This is a genomic window from Paenibacillus sp. lzh-N1, from assembly GCF_002872435.1.
Taxonomy (GTDB): domain Bacteria; phylum Bacillota; class Bacilli; order Paenibacillales; family Paenibacillaceae; genus Paenibacillus; species Paenibacillus polymyxa_C.
This window is the reverse complement of record NZ_CP025696.1, coordinates 4,087,552-4,105,923: the sequence shown is the minus strand read 5'-3', so window position 1 is coordinate 4,105,923 and position 18,372 is coordinate 4,087,552. Positions and strand designations below refer to the sequence as shown.

The 18,372-nt window shown below is 46.0% G+C and carries 21 protein-coding genes; 2 read left to right on the top strand and 19 right to left on the bottom strand.

The features are described 5' to 3' along the window. Positions 1-287: 287 nt before the first annotated feature. The 8 genes from C0638_RS18605 to C0638_RS18570 form a co-directional block, all read right to left on the bottom strand. The gene (locus C0638_RS18605) at positions 288-1,262 is read right to left on the bottom strand and encodes a biotin--[acetyl-CoA-carboxylase] ligase (protein WP_040103499.1); all 975 of its coding nucleotides are present in this window, start codon (positions 1,260-1,262) and stop codon (positions 288-290) included. Beyond that, positions 1,255-2,577, bottom strand: a complete 1,323-nt coding sequence (locus tag C0638_RS18600) for a CCA tRNA nucleotidyltransferase (RefSeq protein WP_058711574.1) — start codon at positions 2,575-2,577, stop codon at positions 1,255-1,257. The genes C0638_RS18605 and C0638_RS18600 overlap by 8 nt, the downstream gene beginning before the upstream one ends. 54 nt (positions 2,578-2,631) lie before the next feature. Then, the gene (gene bshA, locus C0638_RS18595) at positions 2,632-3,795 is read right to left on the bottom strand and encodes an N-acetyl-alpha-D-glucosaminyl L-malate synthase BshA (protein WP_013371646.1); all 1,164 of its coding nucleotides are present in this window, start codon (positions 3,793-3,795) and stop codon (positions 2,632-2,634) included. Between the two features lie 85 nt (positions 3,796-3,880). After that, a complete protein-coding gene (gene bshB1, locus C0638_RS18590) occupies positions 3,881-4,573 on the bottom strand; it encodes a bacillithiol biosynthesis deacetylase BshB1 (protein ID WP_025678534.1) in 693 nt (230 codons plus the stop codon). After that, positions 4,570-5,007: a methylglyoxal synthase gene (gene mgsA, locus C0638_RS18585; RefSeq protein ID WP_058711575.1), complete on the bottom strand. Its 438-nt coding sequence runs from the start codon at positions 5,005-5,007 to the stop codon at positions 4,570-4,572. The genes bshB1 and mgsA overlap by 4 nt, the downstream gene beginning before the upstream one ends. Before the next feature lie 56 nt (positions 5,008-5,063). Continuing rightward, entirely contained in the window at positions 5,064-5,867 is an 804-nt protein-coding gene (gene dapB, locus C0638_RS18580) for a 4-hydroxy-tetrahydrodipicolinate reductase (protein ID WP_013371649.1), read from the bottom strand. Between the two features lie 31 nt (positions 5,868-5,898). After that, positions 5,899-6,417 (bottom strand): tetratricopeptide repeat protein, encoded by a 519-nt coding sequence (locus C0638_RS18575; RefSeq protein ID WP_013371650.1) that lies wholly within the window; start codon positions 6,415-6,417, stop codon positions 5,899-5,901. Positions 6,418-6,467: 50 nt separating this feature from the next. Beyond that, on the bottom strand, positions 6,468-6,797 hold the full coding sequence (locus C0638_RS18570) for a nucleotide pyrophosphohydrolase (RefSeq protein ID WP_007430805.1): 330 nt from the start codon (positions 6,795-6,797) through the stop codon (positions 6,468-6,470). Positions 6,798-7,012: 215 nt separating this feature from the next. Between C0638_RS18570 and C0638_RS18565 the strand changes: the two genes are divergently transcribed. Then, positions 7,013-7,882: a YitT family protein gene (locus C0638_RS18565; protein WP_013371651.1), complete on the top strand. Its 870-nt coding sequence runs from the start codon at positions 7,013-7,015 to the stop codon at positions 7,880-7,882. 76 nt (positions 7,883-7,958) lie between these two features. Here C0638_RS18565 and C0638_RS18560 read toward each other — a convergent pair whose 3' ends face one another. The 9 genes from C0638_RS18560 to C0638_RS18520 form a co-directional block, all read right to left on the bottom strand. After that, positions 7,959-8,804: a sporulation protein YpjB gene (locus C0638_RS18560; RefSeq protein WP_102163689.1), complete on the bottom strand. Its 846-nt coding sequence runs from the start codon at positions 8,802-8,804 to the stop codon at positions 7,959-7,961. 78 nt (positions 8,805-8,882) lie between these two features. Continuing rightward, entirely contained in the window at positions 8,883-9,776 is an 894-nt protein-coding gene (locus C0638_RS18555; protein ID WP_102163687.1) for a GNAT family N-acetyltransferase, read from the bottom strand. Between the two features lie 23 nt (positions 9,777-9,799). After that, complete coding sequence (locus C0638_RS18550; RefSeq protein WP_102163685.1) at positions 9,800-10,450, bottom strand: DUF1405 domain-containing protein; 651 nt, start codon at positions 10,448-10,450, stop codon at positions 9,800-9,802. 175 nt (positions 10,451-10,625) lie between these two features. Continuing rightward, on the bottom strand, positions 10,626-10,805 hold the full coding sequence (locus tag C0638_RS18545; RefSeq protein ID WP_013371655.1) for an IDEAL domain-containing protein: 180 nt from the start codon (positions 10,803-10,805) through the stop codon (positions 10,626-10,628). A 22-nt stretch (positions 10,806-10,827) separates the two neighbouring features. After that, positions 10,828-11,334, bottom strand: a complete 507-nt coding sequence (locus C0638_RS18540; RefSeq protein ID WP_013371656.1) for a gamma carbonic anhydrase family protein — start codon at positions 11,332-11,334, stop codon at positions 10,828-10,830. Between the two features lie 54 nt (positions 11,335-11,388). Then, positions 11,389-12,498 (bottom strand): hypothetical protein, encoded by a 1,110-nt coding sequence (locus C0638_RS18535; RefSeq protein WP_058711579.1) that lies wholly within the window; start codon positions 12,496-12,498, stop codon positions 11,389-11,391. Positions 12,499-12,681: 183 nt separating this feature from the next. Beyond that, on the bottom strand, positions 12,682-13,266 hold the full coding sequence (locus C0638_RS18530) for a histidine phosphatase family protein (RefSeq protein ID WP_040103489.1): 585 nt from the start codon (positions 13,264-13,266) through the stop codon (positions 12,682-12,684). Between the two features lie 68 nt (positions 13,267-13,334). Beyond that, the gene (locus C0638_RS18525; protein ID WP_013371659.1) at positions 13,335-13,961 is read right to left on the bottom strand and encodes a hypothetical protein; all 627 of its coding nucleotides are present in this window, start codon (positions 13,959-13,961) and stop codon (positions 13,335-13,337) included. Continuing rightward, a complete protein-coding gene (locus C0638_RS18520; RefSeq protein ID WP_013310707.1) occupies positions 13,958-14,554 on the bottom strand; it encodes an RNA polymerase sigma factor in 597 nt (198 codons plus the stop codon). The genes C0638_RS18525 and C0638_RS18520 overlap by 4 nt, the downstream gene beginning before the upstream one ends. A gap of 679 nt (positions 14,555-15,233) precedes the next feature. Here C0638_RS18520 and C0638_RS18515 point away from each other — a divergent pair. Then, positions 15,234-15,848: a class I SAM-dependent methyltransferase gene (locus C0638_RS18515; RefSeq protein ID WP_058711580.1), complete on the top strand. Its 615-nt coding sequence runs from the start codon at positions 15,234-15,236 to the stop codon at positions 15,846-15,848. A 283-nt stretch (positions 15,849-16,131) separates the two neighbouring features. On the opposite strand, the gene C0638_RS18510 is transcribed toward C0638_RS18515, so the two are convergent. Both C0638_RS18510 and hisC read right to left on the bottom strand, forming a co-directional pair. Beyond that, complete coding sequence (locus C0638_RS18510; protein WP_058711581.1) at positions 16,132-17,220, bottom strand: prephenate dehydrogenase; 1,089 nt, start codon at positions 17,218-17,220, stop codon at positions 16,132-16,134. 26 nt (positions 17,221-17,246) lie between these two features. Beyond that, positions 17,247-18,350 carry a histidinol-phosphate transaminase gene (hisC, locus tag C0638_RS18505; RefSeq protein WP_058711582.1) on the bottom strand — a complete coding sequence of 368 codons (1,104 nt, stop codon included), beginning with the start codon at positions 18,348-18,350 and terminating at the stop codon, positions 17,247-17,249. Positions 18,351-18,372: the final 22 nt, after the last annotated feature.

The window sequence follows — 18,372 nt, the reverse complement described above, 5'->3', positions numbered from 1 at the left end:
TACATCTGCGTCATCAAAAGGTCCGAACAGCCAAAAAAGACACTCATTTTGAGATCGTCCCTTCTGTCTCGGTCCTGTTCGGCTCAGAGCAGAATCCAACGTAACCTTCAAATGAAGTTATGATGGTCTTACAAACTTGCTAAAGTAGAGCAATGTGCCCTTGGAGTGCAGCTCGGACCGTCCGATGCCGCCTCCTGCACAGTATAACAAAAAACACCAGCTTTTTCACGTGAAGTTTTACACAGGAAACAGAAAGATTGTGGTCGTATACTCAGCTAGGGTCGCTTCTACAATTGTATATCCCCTGAAATAACCTGAATCCGCTCACCCTGGTTCGTTTCTATTACGAGCGCTCCTGAAGGGTCCAAGCCAACCGCTGTACCTTCTACCGCTATCCCTTGTCCTGTATGTGCCCGTACGCTGCGATTCATCGTCACAGATAATGCCTCCCACAGCATGGCTATTGGCTGGAACCCCTGCTCGGCATATAGCTTGCTTAGCAGCTCCATTTCTTCCAAAACAGCAGCAATCAGCGCAGTACGGTCAACTTCAAGCCCTGCCTCTATTTTCAAAGATGTCCCTACATGGGATAACTCTTCCGGATAATCTTCTACATTCAAATTAACGTCGATGCCAATGCCTGCAATGCAATAGCGAACCCTTTGATCCTCTGTTGCAGATTCCAACAGAATACCGGATACTTTGCGACCATGAATCAGCAGATCGTTTGGCCATTTGATGCCTGCCTCCACACCCGTCAGACGGCGAATAGCCCTACACACCGCAACACCTGTAAGCAGCGTTAGCTGGGGGGTAAAGGCCAAGGGCTGGGCTGGGCGCAATACAATGCTCATCCAGATACCTTTGCCGCGAGGGGAATACCATTTCCGCCCCAGACGTCCCCGACCTGCCGTTTGTTCCTCCGCAAGCACTAACGTTCCCTCCGGCGCACCCTCTTCTGCCAAACGCATAGCATCCTGCTGGGTAGATACCGTTGAATCCAGAACGACGATACGCTGGCCAAACGATTGAGTATTCAACATATCTGCCAGTTTGGAGGCTTCCAGCCGATCTGGCTGAGAAATCAGCCGATACCCCCGACGTGAGGAAGCATCGATATTATAACCCAGTTCACGCAGTTTGTTGATCTGCTTCCATACCGCTGTACGACTAACCGACAGTCGTCGGCTAATTTCCTCCCCGGATACGTAATCGGATGAACCTTCCTCCAGTATGCCTAACAATCTTTCATGATTATTCACTACTCATCACCCGTTTCACTTCCTGAAGCAATGTTTCTGTTTCATTCGGGATATCTCCGCAAGCGACCGCTTGTAAAAGCCGTTCCATCATCTGGCCCAGCCAAGGTCCACCTGGTCGATTCATTGCCTGAACCAGTTCATTTCCAGTAATATTTAAATCTTTGATACGAACGACGACAGCCTGCTGTGTCCACGAGTTAGCCAGTTCGGCAATTTTCTTTACATGCTTTTCTACCCATGGCGGTAATCCACGGAACGAAGAAGGCAGTGTCTTGTGAAGCTCCAACCAGTCTGAAGCTGTATCCTTTCCCAGCTTAATTAACAAGCGAATCCAGTTACGACGCAGCACCTCGTCGTTGATAGGGTCAGAATCTCTCGAATTAGAGTTGTCAGCTATGGCAACAGCATGGCTGATGAGTTCGGTCTCCCATTCCAATAAATGAACCAAACGCAAACGTACGGCGTTGGAGAAGGTCCAAGCTCTTAAAAGCTCGTCCGCTGCCTCGGAGCTAAGTCTACAAGACATAAGGAGCAAACCCCACCGCAGCTCTGCTGGCAGCTGCACGATCTCCTTGAGCGCCTGTGCGTCACATTGTTCCCAGGGAACCGGAACTTTTGTACAGCCGAGCAATCCGCTACGACCCAGCATCTCTAACCCACGTAATGGGTCAGGCCCCGCTAGCATCTTTTCTAACTCGACTCGTACCCGTTCCATGGCTATGTGTCGAAGTCCCTCTCTGCGACGGATCATACCTTTCCAGGTATTGTAGGCCACTCGGAACCGAAATACAGAGGCAAAACGGATGCAACGCAGCATTCGTAGCCCGTCCTCCTCAAAGCGTTCCTCGGCTCGTCCCACACAACGAACGAGAGCGGCTCGCAAATCAGCTTCCCCACCAAACGGGTCCACTCGCTCCCCATGTTCAGCCATCGCTATTGCGTTCATCGTGAAGTCCCGCCGCATCAGATCCTCACGGATGTCCTTCACAAAGGATACTTCCGTTGGACGACGGTGATCGGTATAACCGCTTTCCGTACGAAAAGTGGTCACCTCGAATGCATGACCATCCTGCATGACCGTTACCGTCCCATGCTGGATTCCTGTCGGAATCACATGAGGGAACAGCGCTAAGACCTCTTCAGGCTCAGCCGAAGTGGTCAGATCCATATCATGAATAGCTCGTCCTAATAGCTCATCCCGCACACAGCCACCAACCCAATAAGCTTCGTGGCCAGCTGTGGTTAGTGTATGTATAACCTCTCTGCCGCGAAGAGCCATTTCTGGATCAGCATGTTGCCAAGTATTTGTATTCACAGGGTTTCCCCCTTTGCAAGTATTCAATAAAAAAACGGACGCGAGTCCGCCTCCTTAAACGCTGATCGGTTTAAGATCCGGCACCTCGCGTCCCAACACACGGTAATAGATTTCTTCATATTGACGGGTAATCAGCTCATCGCAGAATACGGTACGTGCGCGTGTCAGGCACGCTTCACGGAAACGTTCCGCCATCGCTTCATCGGAGAGCAGTTCTACTGCATAATCCGCCATCGCCTCGGTATTCCCGATTTCAGCAAGATACCCCGTACTTCCATGCACGACAAGTTCAGGTACTCCTCCTGCCTGAGAACCAATTGTTGGTACTCCACAGGCCATGGCTTCCAGTGCAACTAGACCAAAACTTTCTTTCTCCGAGGGAAGCAGCAGCACATCCGCCATGGAAATCACTTCTGCGATTTGATCCTGCTTACCCAAAAAGAAGACTTTGTCCTGCAAGCCTAAACTTTCGATTTTACAACGAATCTTTGGAAGATCCGGTCCTTCTCCCACCAGCAGCAGCTTCGCAGGTATCTTTTGTTGCACTCTGTCGAATATATCCAGCACATCTCCCACCCTTTTGACAGGACGGAAATTGGAAATATGCATCATAATTTTTTCGTGCGGTTGGGCAAAATCTCTCCTAAGCGCAGCAGCATCTCGTGGATAATATACCCGTTTATCTACAAAGTTGTAAGTCAAATCAATAGGTCGTGTGATTTCCAACGCATCAATCGTCTCACGAATCAAATCCTTGGAGACCGCTGTCACAGCATCGCTTTTGTTAATAGCCAGTCGAATCAGATCCTTTAATGATTCATCCTGTGCCAACACTGTAATGTCTGTACCGTGCAGGGTGGTCACCACTTTCAAATGATCGCCCACCATTTCCTTCGCTAAATAAGCGCATACTGCATGCGGGACAGCATAATGGACATGGAGTACATCCAAATTCTTCATTTGTGCCACCTGGGCCATTTTTGTCGCTAGCGACAAATCATATGGCGGATATCTAAACACATAATAATCGTTAACCTCAACTTCATGATAAAAAATATTCTTCTGGAACGCCCCGCCTAATCTAAACGGAATGCTATTGGCAATAAAATGGACCTCATGCCCTTTTTCTGCCAGCAACTTACCCAGCTCAGTAGCCACAACGCCAGAGCCACCCAGCGACGGATAACAGGTAATCCCAATTTTCAGTTTGTCATTCAAGCTAAGCTGCCTCCTTCCGTCCATCCGTAATCACTCGTATGCCCATGTATTTCAGCATTCTACAACATGCGTAAGTATAAAATCCTTATGTGAATAGCTTAACCAGATGTGGCGTTTTGGACGCAAATCCTTCTGCATATGAAATCAGCTTACGTTGACCCAACAACGAGTCCCGAGCTTTTACACGTTCCACGTACCCCTGGTTCAGTGGTGTGGATACCGTGTCCTTCCCAGGCGCTGCCTGAAATTGCGAAGCATAACTCAACAACGACTGCTCCTTCGCTTCATAATGCTCGGTAATGTCCACGATCAAGTCCGTTCTGCCGATGTCATTAATAAAATAAAAATATAATTGCTCTACCTGTACCGCAGGACTTTCTGACATAAAACGTCTCAACTTGGCGTTAAACACAGCTTCCTCTACTAACTTGCTGCACATGACATGATCGGGATGCCGATCCTCCCAATAAGGGGCAAATACAACTTTTGGTGCATGGCGCCTGATTTCTGCTGTAACTGCAGCTACATGTTCAGGAGTTACATATAACCCACGATCAGGCAGACCCAAATTCGTCCGCACAGCAAGCCCGAGCACTTTCGAAGCGTGTTCAGCTTCTGCCATGCGAGTATCTACATCACCATTAGATGACATTTCAGCCCGTGTCAAATCGCACACCCCCACCTTTAACCCAGCGGCAGTATGCTTGGCAATCGTGCCTCCCATTCCTATTTCTGCATCGTCGGCATGGGCTCCGAAAATCAGGATGTCCAGCGTCATTTTACATCACCCTGCTGGTCAAGGCCCGGTTTATATTTATGTACCAGCTCACGCCAAGCAAAATCGCCACGATCCAGCGCTTTAACCAGTATTTCAGCGGTTGCAACGTTGGTTGCCAAAGGAATCCCCTGTACATCACACAGACGTAATAATGCGCTAATGTCCGGCTCATGCGGCTGTGCCATGAGTGGATCACGCAAAAATATAATCAAGTCCATATCATTTTGCGCAACCATAGCCCCGATTTGCTGATCTCCACCAAGCGGCCCAGACATGAAGCGGTGAATTTGAAGCTTGGTTTGATCCATAATGCGCTGACCTGTTGTACCTGTTGAATATAATTGGTGATCTGTAAAAACATGCTCATATGCCGTTATAAAATTAACCATTTCATCCTTTTTGCGATCATGCGCTATAAATGCAATCTTTAACATTCCAAACTCCTCCTGCCTCATTCTATAATTCCATCCATCAATTCATTCGTATATTCTTAATCGATGTAATGCTCAAAACCATATACAAGCCCCGGGTGCTCCATTACCTTCTGGATACCGATTTTAACACCAGGCATATAACCAGCTCGTTCATAGGAGTCCTGACGAATTTTCAGAGATTGTCCAAATCCTCCAAATACGACTTCTTGCTGTGCGAACACACCGGGAAGACGAACACTGTGAATGCGGAAGCCTTGATAGTAACCGCCACGCGATCCTTCTAGCGTTTCTTCCTCTTCCGGGTTGCCTTGTCGTAGCTCCTCACGCTGCTCAGCGATCAGTTCTGCAGTCTTAATGGCTGTGCCTGATGGCGCGTCCAATTTTTGGTCACCATGATATTCGATGATTTCTAGATGCGGGAAATATTTCGCTGCCTGAGCCGCAAACCGCATCATCAAAATGACTCCGATCGAAAAGTTGGGCGCAATCAGACCCCCAATTTGTTGCTCACGACACTGCTTGTCCAGTTCATCAATTTGTTCAGGAGTAAACCCTGTCGTACCGATAACCGGACGAACTCCATGCTTAATAGCAAGCGCTGTATGTGCGTACGCGAAGCGCGGCCCCGTAAAGTCGACCATGACATCTGCTCGGCTCTCCAGTAAAGCCTGCTCTACATCCTCCATAATAGCGATACCAGCTTCCGGTAGTCCGACGAGAAGGCCGGCATCACTGCCGGCGTGTGTTCTGTTCACTGCGGCTACAAGCTGTAGTTCCTCATCCTGAAGAACCAATTTGACCACCTCACGGCCCATACGCCCTGCTGCTCCAACGACAGCCACTTTTATTGGTTCTGACATATCCCTACAACTCCTTATGCATCCATTTGTGCTAGATTTGTTCATTCATCTGCTGGCATAATTTCTTCATGAGGTTGGCAAGCTGAACATTGTGAGGAAACAGCGCTGCCGCCTCACGAGCAGCCTGCACAGCCAGCTTATATTCATTCAATTCGTCATAAATCAATGCGAGCAGCAAAAATGCGTCACCACATAGCGGATCAAGAGAAATTGCCCGTTCGAGCAGCAAAATCGCATCCTGGTGCATCTGTGGCGTAGCTCTGTCGACCTCCAGCATTTTTCTGGCCTTTTCTGTATACTGCCTGGCTTCCTGCGCATGCAGATGGAGAACATATTCATCCTGATGTGGCGCGAGACGAACCGCATGCTCTGCATATGCAAGGGCCTGCTCCAAGCGTCCACTGCGAGCGTAGGTAACCGAGCAACGGAAATAATGCTCCGCATGATCAGGCTGGGCTGAAATCGCTTTTTCAAACCACTCCACCGCCTGCTCAAAATCGTTCTGCAAAATGCACTGATAAGCTTTCTGAACGTATTCCTCCGCCTTCATGACACTGCACCTCCGGGTAACCGGTTTGGTACAGCATATGTACAAAATGCCTAATCGGTGTCCTTTTTGGTCCAGCGATTCGCATCACGCGTGTTAAATTTATGCATAACCTTATCATGTGCCTCGGTCAAATTGATACCTAGTGAGTTCGCAAAGCAAACTGTGATGAACAAGATGTCCCCCAGCTCCAGCTCAATGGAATTGTCCGCCTCATCCGTTTTTTTCGGCTTCTCACCAAAGGAGTGATTAACCTCCCTTGCCAGTTCACCGACTTCCTCGGACATCCGGGCCAACATGGCCAGAGGGCTGAAATACCCTTCTTTAAATTGAGAGATATACTGGTCTACCTCACGTTGAATTTCATCTAACGATTTTTCCATGAAACACGCAATCCCCCCATGTGCAGGTTTATTCATATGTTATCGTAAAGCACATTTTAAAACAAATTTTTTTTAATTGTGAACTGACGATGCCAACTTACAGTCATCTGTCTTTTAAAGCTGCCGCAAAAAGGTATACTAAACATAAGGGCCTGCGATTTAGCAAAAATTTGCATTCAGTCGCTCATCCTTAAACTGCTACTGTGAGGGATCTTATGAAAATATCCAAGTCCATGGAACAGCTTAAATTGATCTTGCCCATCGTATTCGGCACCGCCATCTATGCATTCGGTCTGCTTTATTTTATTATACCCAGTAAACTGATGGAAGGCGGTATTACAGGCATCACCCTGCTGTTAAATTATGCTTTTTCGATTTCACCTTCTCTCTCCACTTTGTTTCTGAACATTCCATTATTTTTAATTGGATGGAAAATGCTTGGGGGCAAGCAGATTATATATACGGGGGTCGGTATTGGGTCGCTCACATTCTTTCTGTGGTTATTTGAAAAAATGATTCATTTCGGATGGATGGGGACGTTTCAGACTGAACACGATTTTATACTTTCTTCATTATATGCGGGGGTTACGCTGGGGGCCGGGTTAGGTATTGTGTTCCGCTTTGGCGGCACTACTGGCGGCTCGGATATTATCGCTCGTATTTTAAACCGGAAGTTTGGCTGGAGTATGGGAAGGATTATGCTGGTCATTGACATTGTCATTATCGGCGCTTCACTACTTTACATACCCAAAGAAAAAATTCTATATACATTAGTCGCTGTGTTCATTGCGTCCAAAATTATTGATTTTATACAAGAGGGGGCTTATTCCGCCAGAGCGTTTATGATTATCAGCGACCACACGATGGACATTGCAGATATTATTACCAGGGACATGGATCGCGGAGTTACGATTATTCCGGCTGTAGGTGCATTTTCCAAACAGGCCAAGCATGTTGCCTATTGTGTCGTGTCCCGTCAGGAAATACGGCGACTGCATCAAATTGTTAAATCAGTTGATCCACGGGCGTTTATTATCATTCAGGATGTGCATGATGTGCATGGCGAAGGGTTCAAAGAGGAATAGCCCGGTAATCCGGGCAATGGGCTGACATATATGGATGGATCCACAGCCAACGATGCGAATGTTCAAACTTTCATCGTTACCCAATGAAACCAGCCCGATATTTACGATAACCTGCGTAAGCCAGCGCCAGCAGAACAATCATGCCGATGGCCCATTCAGCCCGGCGCTCACTCTCACGCGGGATAAATGGCGCCAGTGCGGTAGCGTCTTTCTCACGTCCAAACAAGGCATTAAACGTCGGGTTGCCTTGGTCCAATGCTCCTCTAATCGCTGAGGCATCTGCATTTTGCTGATCTCCCAATCCTTTGACGTAGGAAATCCAGGAATCAGTCCGCACGACCTCGGTTGTTCTGCCATGGATCAATGCTGCTGTACGAATCGTTTCATAGTGGTCTTCCAGCACTTCGGTACCAGCTTTGAATCCCTTCATGTTCCCTTTAGCAAACTGGTTATTCAAGCCGCTAACATCTTCTCTTAAAATCTTATAATACTGCTGCCATAAGGGCTGGCGCGGGTGCGCAAGCGCATCTGTCGCAAGCCGTAAATTCGCAGCTGCCTTCACCCATTCATCCGGTGATGCTTGAACCGACTGTGTAGCTTGCTGCACCTCCAGAATGCTGCCGGATAGAGCATGAATGGCCTCTACAGATAGCGCTGCCTGCACCTGTCCAGTGCTGAACCATCTGCTCACCTCGGCTACATCCGCGCGTGCTTTTTCAATATTCCCGTCCATTACGTCACGGTACAGTGTCGCAGCTGCATGATCCAGTTCTTCAATTTCCTTGGTATTACCTTCGGGTTTTGACTGATCGCGCGCTTCTGCCATACCTGGAGGGACGTAGACGGACAGCAGCAGGACTATGGATAACACAATACTCAAAACCACACGTAACGTAATACGAACCCCCCGACCCCTAATCATGGGACATCCCTCCTCACCTTACTGTATGGCAAGGTTAACGGGACTAGAACTGGCTTTAGGTGAAACGTTAGAAACCGGCTATGCTCTGGACAAAATAGGAAACATAAGTGGATTTTCATTACATCTGTTGGGATGCTTAGTCATATAAAACAGCGTAGTATCTTCCTGCTTCAGCACAGAAATTTCGCAGCCGTCCTGTTCTTTTGGTGTAAAGCCAAAAACAACCTTTTTCGTATCTTTTTTCATGACTGCCCCTAGAATTTCATCTAAAGAAATGTCGCCCGCTCCAAAAATATCGTAACAATTCATCGCATCCCCTTCGAAATCTGCAACAACAATCGTATCGTATTGAGGTATGTGCCAGAACTTGTCTTTAAAAAATAAGGTACTATAAAATAAAACCAACCACTCATTGTTTTCCGCAGAAAAAAGTGAATACGGATTGAAGTCAGCACTCTTCATCTTCAACAACTGCAAATCCGACATTTCTTCTGTATTCAATTTCTCGATCCTTATGTCCAAGCTGTTAGGTGCCTTCCGGCTATATTGATACTCGGGTGCCGCAGCGAAGCCGAATTTAGGATAAAAATCCCTCACACTATCATTTCCAAACAGATAGATACCATCACAATTGCCATGCCAATCTTTCAGCGCTTGCTCTACTAAAAACCGACTCAAACCTTGATTCCTGTAGTTTGCATCCGTCATTACAGTCCCGATCTGAATATATTTTTTCTTCTCGCCTGATACATCAAAATCCATTAGACTTACAGATACATTGGCCACAACACAATCCTCATCCAAAAGGACATAAGGAATATATCTATCCTCCCAATCCCCCAATTGAAACCAGGCTTCAAAATCAAAGCCAAAACTCTGTTTTGCTAATTCATTAAAACTTGTTTTTATTTTGTGATCATCACGGATGCCCTTTTGGAATACATATTCCTTTTGATTTATAACTATATGCATCTCTATTTCTCCATTCAAAAGACTCAAGCTATATCACGATGAGACGATACCTTTCGATTACGCGCCAACATGGCAAGCCATGCCGCTACAATACTAACAAGGGTCAGCATGTAGGTAAAGACACATACTTGCGGTACATCATCCGTTAGTGTTCTGGGAAGATAAGGGTATATGCCAAAGGTATAATCCATCGTATCATTTAACAAGGTCCACAGTGCGGCTAAGCATAAAGCAATCCATTTGCAGGTAAAAAAACGTACAAACAGTAACGCTTCGACCGCCATTGCTGTGTGAGATGCCATCAGCATCCAATCCTGCCATACCATAGGTCCGCCCTGCGCAACTCCCCACAAAATAATAGCCGAAGCCCAAATGCCATACTTTACACTCGTGACGACAGCCAACGCTTCCATAATCTGGCGAATGACCTTCAAGCTTTTGAGATGCGGAGGATAGAGCAAAAATGCTATGGAAATTGTAAAAAATAGGCTGGCTGTCGGACTATCAGGCACAAATACAATCTGCCACATCGGGTGATAATTCAGTGTATATTCCAGCTGTCCTCCATACCATATGTATCCATACACCGTTCCAACTAAATTACACCAGAACAGCAGCCACAAAAAGGGCCGGCTCGTCAAGAACGACCGGCTCCACAAATAAGATAACGACACGCCCTTCATCCTCCGTTCATACGACAGATACCTTGCACAGGCACTATCTTACAAAGACTATATCATATCCAAGCGTATCAAAAAAACCTGACCGCCGTTACGGGTCAGGTTTGATGATATAATCTCAAACTGGCGCTTGGCCATTTATGACCAACTTAAGCTTACCAAAAGCGTTCTAACTCATTGCTTTCAGCTCATCCGTAAGATGACGAAAAGCTACTTCATCTCCGGAGGCTAACGCCTCATCAATATCCTTGTAAAGTTTTTCACTCCGGTGTTTACGTAATGCCTCGTCCAAAACCATTTCAGCAGACAGGCCCAACATTACCTCATAAGTAACCTTCATTTTATCCATAGGATGCACCTCCAACATGAGTTTAAGAGATCCTATATTCTTTTCCTTTCGCCACATAGCTGAGTGTCGTTCGTGACATCCGCTGCAAATCTGCATCTGTCAATTCGCGCACCACTTTGGCAGGTGTACCGATAGAAAGAGTATAGGGTGGTATTTTGGTATTTTCCGTAACGACCGACCCTGCTCCTATTAAAGCATATTCACCAAGCTCCGCTCCGTTGAGTACAATGGCCCCCATACCAATTAAAGTGCCTTTGCCTATCGTACAACCGTGGATAATGGCAGCATGTCCTACCGAAACATCATTCGCCAGCAGCAGGGGCTGATCCGTGTTCACATGTCCCACGACGCCGTCCTGAATATTGCAGCGTTCACCGATGATGATAGGCGCCATATCCCCGCGCAGTACGGCATTAAACCATACGGAGGACTCTTGGCCGATCGTTACTTTTCCGACAACTTTTGCTCCTTCTGCCACATAGACAGATGAATGGAGCTGTGGCATGTTTCCGTTGTAGCGAATGAGCATCAACTTCACCCTCTCATATTTTGGGTGAAATTCTATCAACATGTGTACTGCTTGTCAATGGAGCCGTATACCCGAGTCGTTTCGCCCAAGGCGGCACTCTCCCGCCAACTTCTGCCCCCAGGCCGTCATTTGTACAGAAGGTCCTGTTGAATGCTCACCTTGTCGAAGCATACCCAAGTGAAGCATCATTCGTATAATCCTCTGATCAAAGACCGAACGGGGGGTATCATAGTAAAACGGTCGGATCAGTGGACCAATATGCATAAAAAGCGACTCCGAGGATGTCCATGGCCTGGCACATTCTCCAATCCAGTAGACTAGTGAAAGCAGATTGGGTACGGCTCCTTTATACAATCTTAACCAAAACCTGAATAGCTGTATCATTTCATCCTCAATTGCGAGTTCTTGTTGTGCCTCCCCTTTTGCGGTCAGCTCAACCCGGTCTCCCTTCTCCTCAATATACTTGGAGTGACGGGCGTAATCGTACAGTAATGCCATTCGATCCGGATAAAACTTAAAAGAGGAACCATAGCCAAAACGCCATCCTCCTTTACCCAACAACGGCTCCGCAATGTGCAAATGCTCCATTAGCTGCTGCTGATTACGACGGTACCAAGCTCCCTCAGGATTAAGCAGAACCTCATGCTGCCTCATATATTGAAGGAAAAGCCGTAAATCCTCCGCCAGTAGATGACCTTCATCCCGGTACGACGACGGTTCGCTTACCCGAGTCATCCCGTTTTGAAAGTCATGTACCATAACACGCCGGAAGCGCTCTTTCATATCCGACGGAATTTGGTACAAATACCTCGTATTGTGCGTCGAACCGTTGAACAACCAGCCGCTAGAACGCAGACGGGTCACAATATCTCGTGGTCGCTCACCAGCATCCTCGTCATTCTCAACCGACTGTTTGGCAATCGCAATCAATTCCTCCATACTGAAATAAGGTCGGTCATCGAACAATAGCGCGTTCAAAAACCTTACCTCTGACAACCTCAGCTCCTTGACCTGCGTCTCAAAGAAACTACTACTGCCGAGCTTTGTCAAAATCCCTTGGATCAACTCATGCTTGGAATTAGGTTTGCAGTCACAATCGTAATACACTGCGATTCTGTTCAAATGCACAATATCCGCAAATGTCAGCATATCCGCCAGATTCATTGTTCCATCGCCTCGTCACTGGACTGTCATCCGGAAATGATTCTTACCTGTTGTACCCACAGCTTTGACGGAATCTTCAGACTCTAAACCTCTTTTTTCGCAAAGGTATAATTAAAAAACAAAAAGACCACGACTCTATGATGAATAGAAGCCGTGATCTTTCACAAATTATTTAAGTTGCAGCTACTTTTTCTCTTGCAAATGCTTTGTACAATTATACAAAAGCGGTTCCCAGTCCGCATCCTCACGCTGGAGTACACTTAGTGACAAATTACCAATTCGCTCTGTGAATTTCTCCTGATACAGAGCCTTATACAAATTAGCCAAAAAACCGCCGTGGGAAACGACCAGCAGATTCTTGTCCCGATTTTCCGTCCAAAGAGCCTCCATAAAAGCTAGCGCGCGAAGCTGAAGATCTGCATCGCTCTCCTGCCCCAAATCCAGCAGATGCCAGTCAACTCCCCACTTTTCTTCGCGTTCGGCCTGTGTCATCCCCTCGACCTGACCATAAGCACGCTCTCTTAGTCGATCATCAGGTTCCAGCAACGGCAAATGCAGAGCAGAGGCAATAATATCCCCCGTCTCTTTCGCTCTGGAGAGACTACTTGTAATAAGTCCGTCCCAATGATAAGGCTCTTCCTTCAATCGTTCTGCCAGCAAGCGTGCCTGCCGACGTCCTTCATCATTCAACGGAATATCACTGTGGCCCTGGATTTTACCTACCGCATTCCAATCCGTCAATCCATGTCTGATCAAGCCAATAAGCATTATGTTAGTCCCCCGCTGTTGTGTTATTCAGGCATTATAATGAATTTTATATGGAGCCCATCTGCCAGCTAATTTCTAACTCTTCTCGTCCGATGGATCCAGCCCAGAGAAAATAAAGCAAGCGCAAGTGCCAATACAGACAGCAACATCCAGTATTGCGGGTAAGTAGGAACAATGCTTGCAACCAGCGGATCCATAATGCCACTGTTCACATCTTTAATGTGGTATTGATACTGTGGAGATGTACTTGTAGTTTCCAGCAGGCCTGTCGGTAAAATACCCGTGTCCATGACAGGAGCCGCTTGGGGGGGATTTTCCTGAGAGGAGCTTCCATTCCAGTTCAAAAATAAAAAGCTGCACAAGAATACGGCCAAGAAGCCGGCGATCCATACAGACATATACTTACGGGCTGCTGGGTTCACTCGCGCACGTCGATGCTCGCCCGGAACAAGCCACGGTGATTCTTCATAAATTCGATCCATGACTCTACGATTCATTGCCTCTAGCTTATCATCTGTTATTTCAAAGGAAATATCACGAATAGCTGATCGACTTTCTTTTGACAAATTCCAATCATTCTCTTCCGAACCATGCTCCCACCCGGCAGACGAGCTTTTGGCCCGTCTGCGCTCCGAGTCTTGTTTCGATACATTTTTGCCTGTAGCGAACAAATCCTCAGCGTCCCTGGATTTCATTGGCTGCTCATCCCTTCGTTTTCCTCATAGAGAGGCTCAAAAAAATAAGGCTCCAACTGCGTCTTCACACTGGTTCTTGCCCGGAAAAGCAATGACTTCACCGCACTGACCGTCTGTCCTAAAATAGTCGCAATCTCCTGATAATCTAATTGCTCATATTCACGCAAAATCAGCGCAGATCGCTGCTTCTCAGGCAATCTGTTGATTGCTTCACGAACCATCTCTACCTTCTCACCGCGAAGAACAGCCTGCTCCGGAATCACATCCGATGGAGCTACCGGTACATAACCGCTCTCTTCCAATGGAACCTGACCACTACGGTGCTTGCGAAGCTCGCTTAGCACCGTATTGCGTGCAATTGTATATAGCCAAGTGGAGAACGATGCATCTACCTCGCGAAAAGAATGCAGGCTCCGATACGCTTTATAAAACGTCTCCGAGCATAAGTCTTCAGCAATCATTTCCAGGTTCGAACTTTTCAGCATATGATAAACAAAAGCTAAAATTTTACGTTGGTGTCGCCTCATTAATTCTGAATAAACCTCGACATTACCTTGTTTGATTTCCTGAATCATCTGGGAATCTGTCATCATCCGAGTGAGACCCTCCTCGCCCATACATGTGCTGTTTTCCCGTTCGATTCTGTCTATATATACCGAACAGGTCAAAAAAAGTTGCGCCCTCTGCGCAAATGGATGAAACAGCATCATGGAACATTTGTTATTTTCTTACCCTATGTAGTGCCAACATTAACGGTGCTATCCCCAACAATATTCAATATCCAAAATGGACTTACCCATTGTACCACAAAATGGCCGCCAGTAAAAAAGTCCAAAATCCCCACGATTTCCATCAAAGGCTCCCTAACGCTGGCAGCTAATTCATTTAAACAGCTTTTCAATGGATTTTTAGTTTTTTCAAGATAAATGACAAACCCAATGAAAGTGTTCCATATAAAGCACCAGTAAGGATAATTACACAAAAAAAGAAAACGCTTTAAAAAAATATTGACAAAATGAAAACGTATACATATAATAAAAGTACAGTATGGTTTCTCTCCACTCCTATCCTACTCAGCTACTTTACTGAAAGTAGCTACCACCCGGGGCTTTACCAGGGTGGTCTTTTTTTGTTTTCCAATACTCCTCTTTACCTTACTCACCTACCCATATGTGGGTTGATAAAATACATCAATAATTTACCAATTATTTGATTATCCTATTGAAACACATTATTATATAATAAATTTTTTCAATAGGTAGGGGGCAGGTAATGAATAATAAGTGGAACAAGGCTGTATATAAGATTTGGTCTCCAATTTATGATAAGTTTTTCAATTCAGGCAGCTTCCTCAATTCTAGAAAGATCATATTTCAAGAAAAGTCATTTAATAGCGAGCAAAAAATACTTTTTGTAGGTGTAGGAACTGGAGCAGATTTAGAATTAATAAATCACTACGGGCTGGATATTACTGCCATAGATTATTCACCTGAAATGCTTAACAAAGCAAAAGAGAAATTTATTAAAACCTCCATAAAATTCTTAGAAATGGATGCTCAACAAATGAATTTTATGGATGAGCAATTTGATATAGTAGTAGGAAGTTTAATTCTCTCAGTAGTACCTAACGCAAATAAATGCTTCGATGAGATGGTGCGGGTTTTGAAAAAAGACGGGGAAATTATTATTTTCGATAAGTTTTCTCCTAAAGGAAAAAAGCCCTCATTATTCAAAAAAACGATAAGACCCGTTATTAAGGTGTTAGGAACCGATATAGGGTTGAATTTTGAAGAACTGTTTGAAACCCAAAAAACAAAACTGCGTATCAAAGAGGATGCACCTATAATGTTTAACGGTATGTATAGAAAGATAGTAATTACAAAATAAGGCGTAGCTTCACCCCCTCTTCAAATAACAAAAAAGCGAGCGAAGAGAACCTTCGCCCGCTTTAGATCTTTTCTTACTACTCACTCCCAGAAAGTGTGGTCCTTTTATGGCGGCTGTAGCGTAGAGGTTCATTTGAATCTGGAGAAGCGTAGCGTTCGCCTTTGCCTACGGATTTTCACCTTTGAACATATAATCAGAAAATCCGCAGGCAACAGCGATCGTAAGATCAAATGAATCGCGGAGCGGAGTATCTCTTTAACGAATACTCATTCCACTTCACCCTTCACACCACCACTTTATAGCCCATCGAATCCAGCAAGCTTTTGGCACGTTCCCAATCCTGCTCTTGACGAAAGGAAAGCCGCATGATGCCAGGAACATCCTCCCGGCTTTCAATGATTCGCATATTGCTCAGATTAATGCTGTGATTTCCCAGTTCCATTGCAATTCTTCCGATAATCCCTGGGGTATCCGGTACATCAATATACAGATCAAACGTAGAGACAATAACTCCTTTACGACGCTCTGGCAGTTCACTACGGAAATGCCCAGCTGTCAAAAATTCGTCAGCAATTCCCTCTCCGTCTTGTGTTCTCAGCAAGTGAGTAAAACGCTCAATCTGCCCATTCCACTCTTCCAACAGACCCAGTAAAACATCACGATTACTCAGCAAAATGTCCCGCCACACAACCGGATCACTAGAGGCTATCCGTGTAATATCACGAAACCCACCAGCAGCCAATGTACGGTACAACGGATTTTCATCATTGTGCTTCCGCACCTGATTCACCAGCGCTGCTGCAATAATATGCGGAAGATGACTAATCGCACCGACAATATCATCATGCATATCAGGTTGGACACGCACAACATGAGCACCTGTATATTTCAACAAATGCTCCAGCGAGCTGTATGCTTCCTCAGGCACACCCTCTGCAGGGGAAAGTACATAATATGCGTTTTCAAACAACAACGCAGAAGCAGCCTTGACACCGGAACGCTCCGAGCCGGCCATCGGATGACCCCCGATAAAATAAGCGTTGCGCAAAGAAATTTCTGATGCTTTTTTGGCAATCGCCGATTTCGTGCTGCCTACGTCGGTAATAATACAACCCGCTTTAAGCGGTAGCTGACTTAACAACTCGAGATAATGCTCCAGTAAACCAACCGGTACGCATAAAAAAATAAAATCGGCATCCTTTGCCGCCTCTTCAACCGAAAGAGTCGCAGTGTCTACGACACCACGGCTTAACATTGGTTCCATCAGTTCAGGGAGATGAGCGTGGCCGACTACCGTAATATCCGGTTTCCCTTTAAAACAAAGTGCGAGGGACCCGCCAATCAGTCCCACGCCGAAAATAGCAATCTTCATCTAATATCAAATCCCATCTGCGGAAATTATAGGCGTACTTTCGCCGCTTCCGCCCCTAGGACCTGTTCCAGCGCGCGAATAAACAACTCATTTTGCGGCTGTGATCCAACCGACACCCTAATATAAGTCGGATATTTGTGATGACCTGCGCGAATGATCACACCTTTACGAAGCAACTCCTGAAATACCTCACTGGATGGACGACGTACATCCAGCATAATAAAATTGCCATGTGCCGGGAAAGACTCCAAACCCAGACGTTTCAACTCATTTTGCAAATAAGCTCTACCCTCTGCATTACGATCTCGGCATTCCTGAACAAATTCCTGATCTTCCAAGGCAGCAATGGCTGCAGCCTGCGCTACCCGTGAAGTATTAAATGGCTCCCGAACCTGATTGATCAAGCGAATAGTCGACTCGGCTCCCATACCATATCCGATACGTAGCGAAGCCAGACCATAGATTTTGGAAAAGGTACGTAGTACAACCAAATTTTCATAAGCTGACAACAAGCGAATGCCGTCTGGATACGAACGATCTATTACAAACTCAGCGTAGGCTTCATCCAGCACCACCATGATATGCTTGGGTACTTGGTTCAGAAACGCTATCAACTCGGCTTCGGGTACAATCGTTCCTGTTGGGTTATTTGGATTACAGATCCAAATAATTTTTGTGCGGTCATTGATATGAGATAGCATGGCATCCAAATCATGTACACCGTCACGCAAAGGCACCTCAACTGCAACTGCTCCCTCAATTTCCACGTTACTTTTATATACGGAAAATGTCTGATCAGCCATGATGCTTTCTTCCCCTGGAAGGAGAAATGCACGCGTAATCAACGCAATAATTTCGTCAGAGCCACAGCCATAGATAAACTGTTCTTCTTTTAAACCCGTCCGTTTAGCTAGTGCTTGTGTCAGAGCAACTGCACTTCCGTCAGGATACACACTGATGTTAGCAAACTCCTGCTGAATGGCCTGCAACACTTTAGGAGAACTGCCATACGGATTCTCGTTTGAGGCGAGCTTGATTACTTCATCGAGTCCCAGCTCACGTTTCACATCCTCAATCGGTTTACCGGGCTGATATACTGGCAAATGTACAATATGCGGTTTAGGTTGCATGCCCCTACCTCCTCTATCCAAT

Bases quoted from the DNA above. Each gene is read 5' to 3' on its own strand.
- bshB1 (WP_025678534.1), bottom strand. From the start codon at position 4,573: ATGACGCTGGACATCCTGATTTTCGGAGCCCATGCCGACGATGCAGAA.
- mgsA (WP_058711575.1), bottom strand. From the start codon at position 5,007: ATGTTAAAGATTGCATTTATAGCGCATGATCGCAAAAAGGATGAAATG.
- dapB (WP_013371649.1), bottom strand. From the start codon at position 5,867: ATGTCAGAACCAATAAAAGTGGCTGTCGTTGGAGCAGCAGGGCGTATG.
- C0638_RS18575 (WP_013371650.1), bottom strand. From the start codon at position 6,417: ATGAAGGCGGAGGAATACGTTCAGAAAGCTTATCAGTGCATTTTGCAG.
- C0638_RS18570 (WP_007430805.1), bottom strand. From the start codon at position 6,797: ATGGAAAAATCGTTAGATGAAATTCAACGTGAGGTAGACCAGTATATC.
- C0638_RS18565 (WP_013371651.1), top strand. From the start codon at position 7,013: ATGAAAATATCCAAGTCCATGGAACAGCTTAAATTGATCTTGCCCATC.
- C0638_RS18560 (WP_102163689.1), bottom strand. From the start codon at position 8,804: ATGATTAGGGGTCGGGGGGTTCGTATTACGTTACGTGTGGTTTTGAGT.
- C0638_RS18555 (WP_102163687.1), bottom strand. From the start codon at position 9,776: ATGCATATAGTTATAAATCAAAAGGAATATGTATTCCAAAAGGGCATC.
- C0638_RS18545 (WP_013371655.1), bottom strand. From the start codon at position 10,805: ATGGATAAAATGAAGGTTACTTATGAGGTAATGTTGGGCCTGTCTGCT.
- C0638_RS18540 (WP_013371656.1), bottom strand. From the start codon at position 11,334: ATGCTCATTCGCTACAACGGAAACATGCCACAGCTCCATTCATCTGTC.
- C0638_RS18535 (WP_058711579.1), bottom strand. From the start codon at position 12,498: ATGAATCTGGCGGATATGCTGACATTTGCGGATATTGTGCATTTGAAC.
- C0638_RS18530 (WP_040103489.1), bottom strand. From the start codon at position 13,266: ATGCTTATTGGCTTGATCAGACATGGATTGACGGATTGGAATGCGGTA.
- C0638_RS18525 (WP_013371659.1), bottom strand. From the start codon at position 13,961: ATGAAATCCAGGGACGCTGAGGATTTGTTCGCTACAGGCAAAAATGTA.
- C0638_RS18520 (WP_013310707.1), bottom strand. From the start codon at position 14,554: ATGATGACAGATTCCCAGATGATTCAGGAAATCAAACAAGGTAATGTC.
- C0638_RS18515 (WP_058711580.1), top strand. From the start codon at position 15,234: ATGAATAATAAGTGGAACAAGGCTGTATATAAGATTTGGTCTCCAATT.
- C0638_RS18510 (WP_058711581.1), bottom strand. From the start codon at position 17,220: ATGAAGATTGCTATTTTCGGCGTGGGACTGATTGGCGGGTCCCTCGCA.
- hisC (WP_058711582.1), bottom strand. From the start codon at position 18,350: ATGCAACCTAAACCGCATATTGTACATTTGCCAGTATATCAGCCCGGT.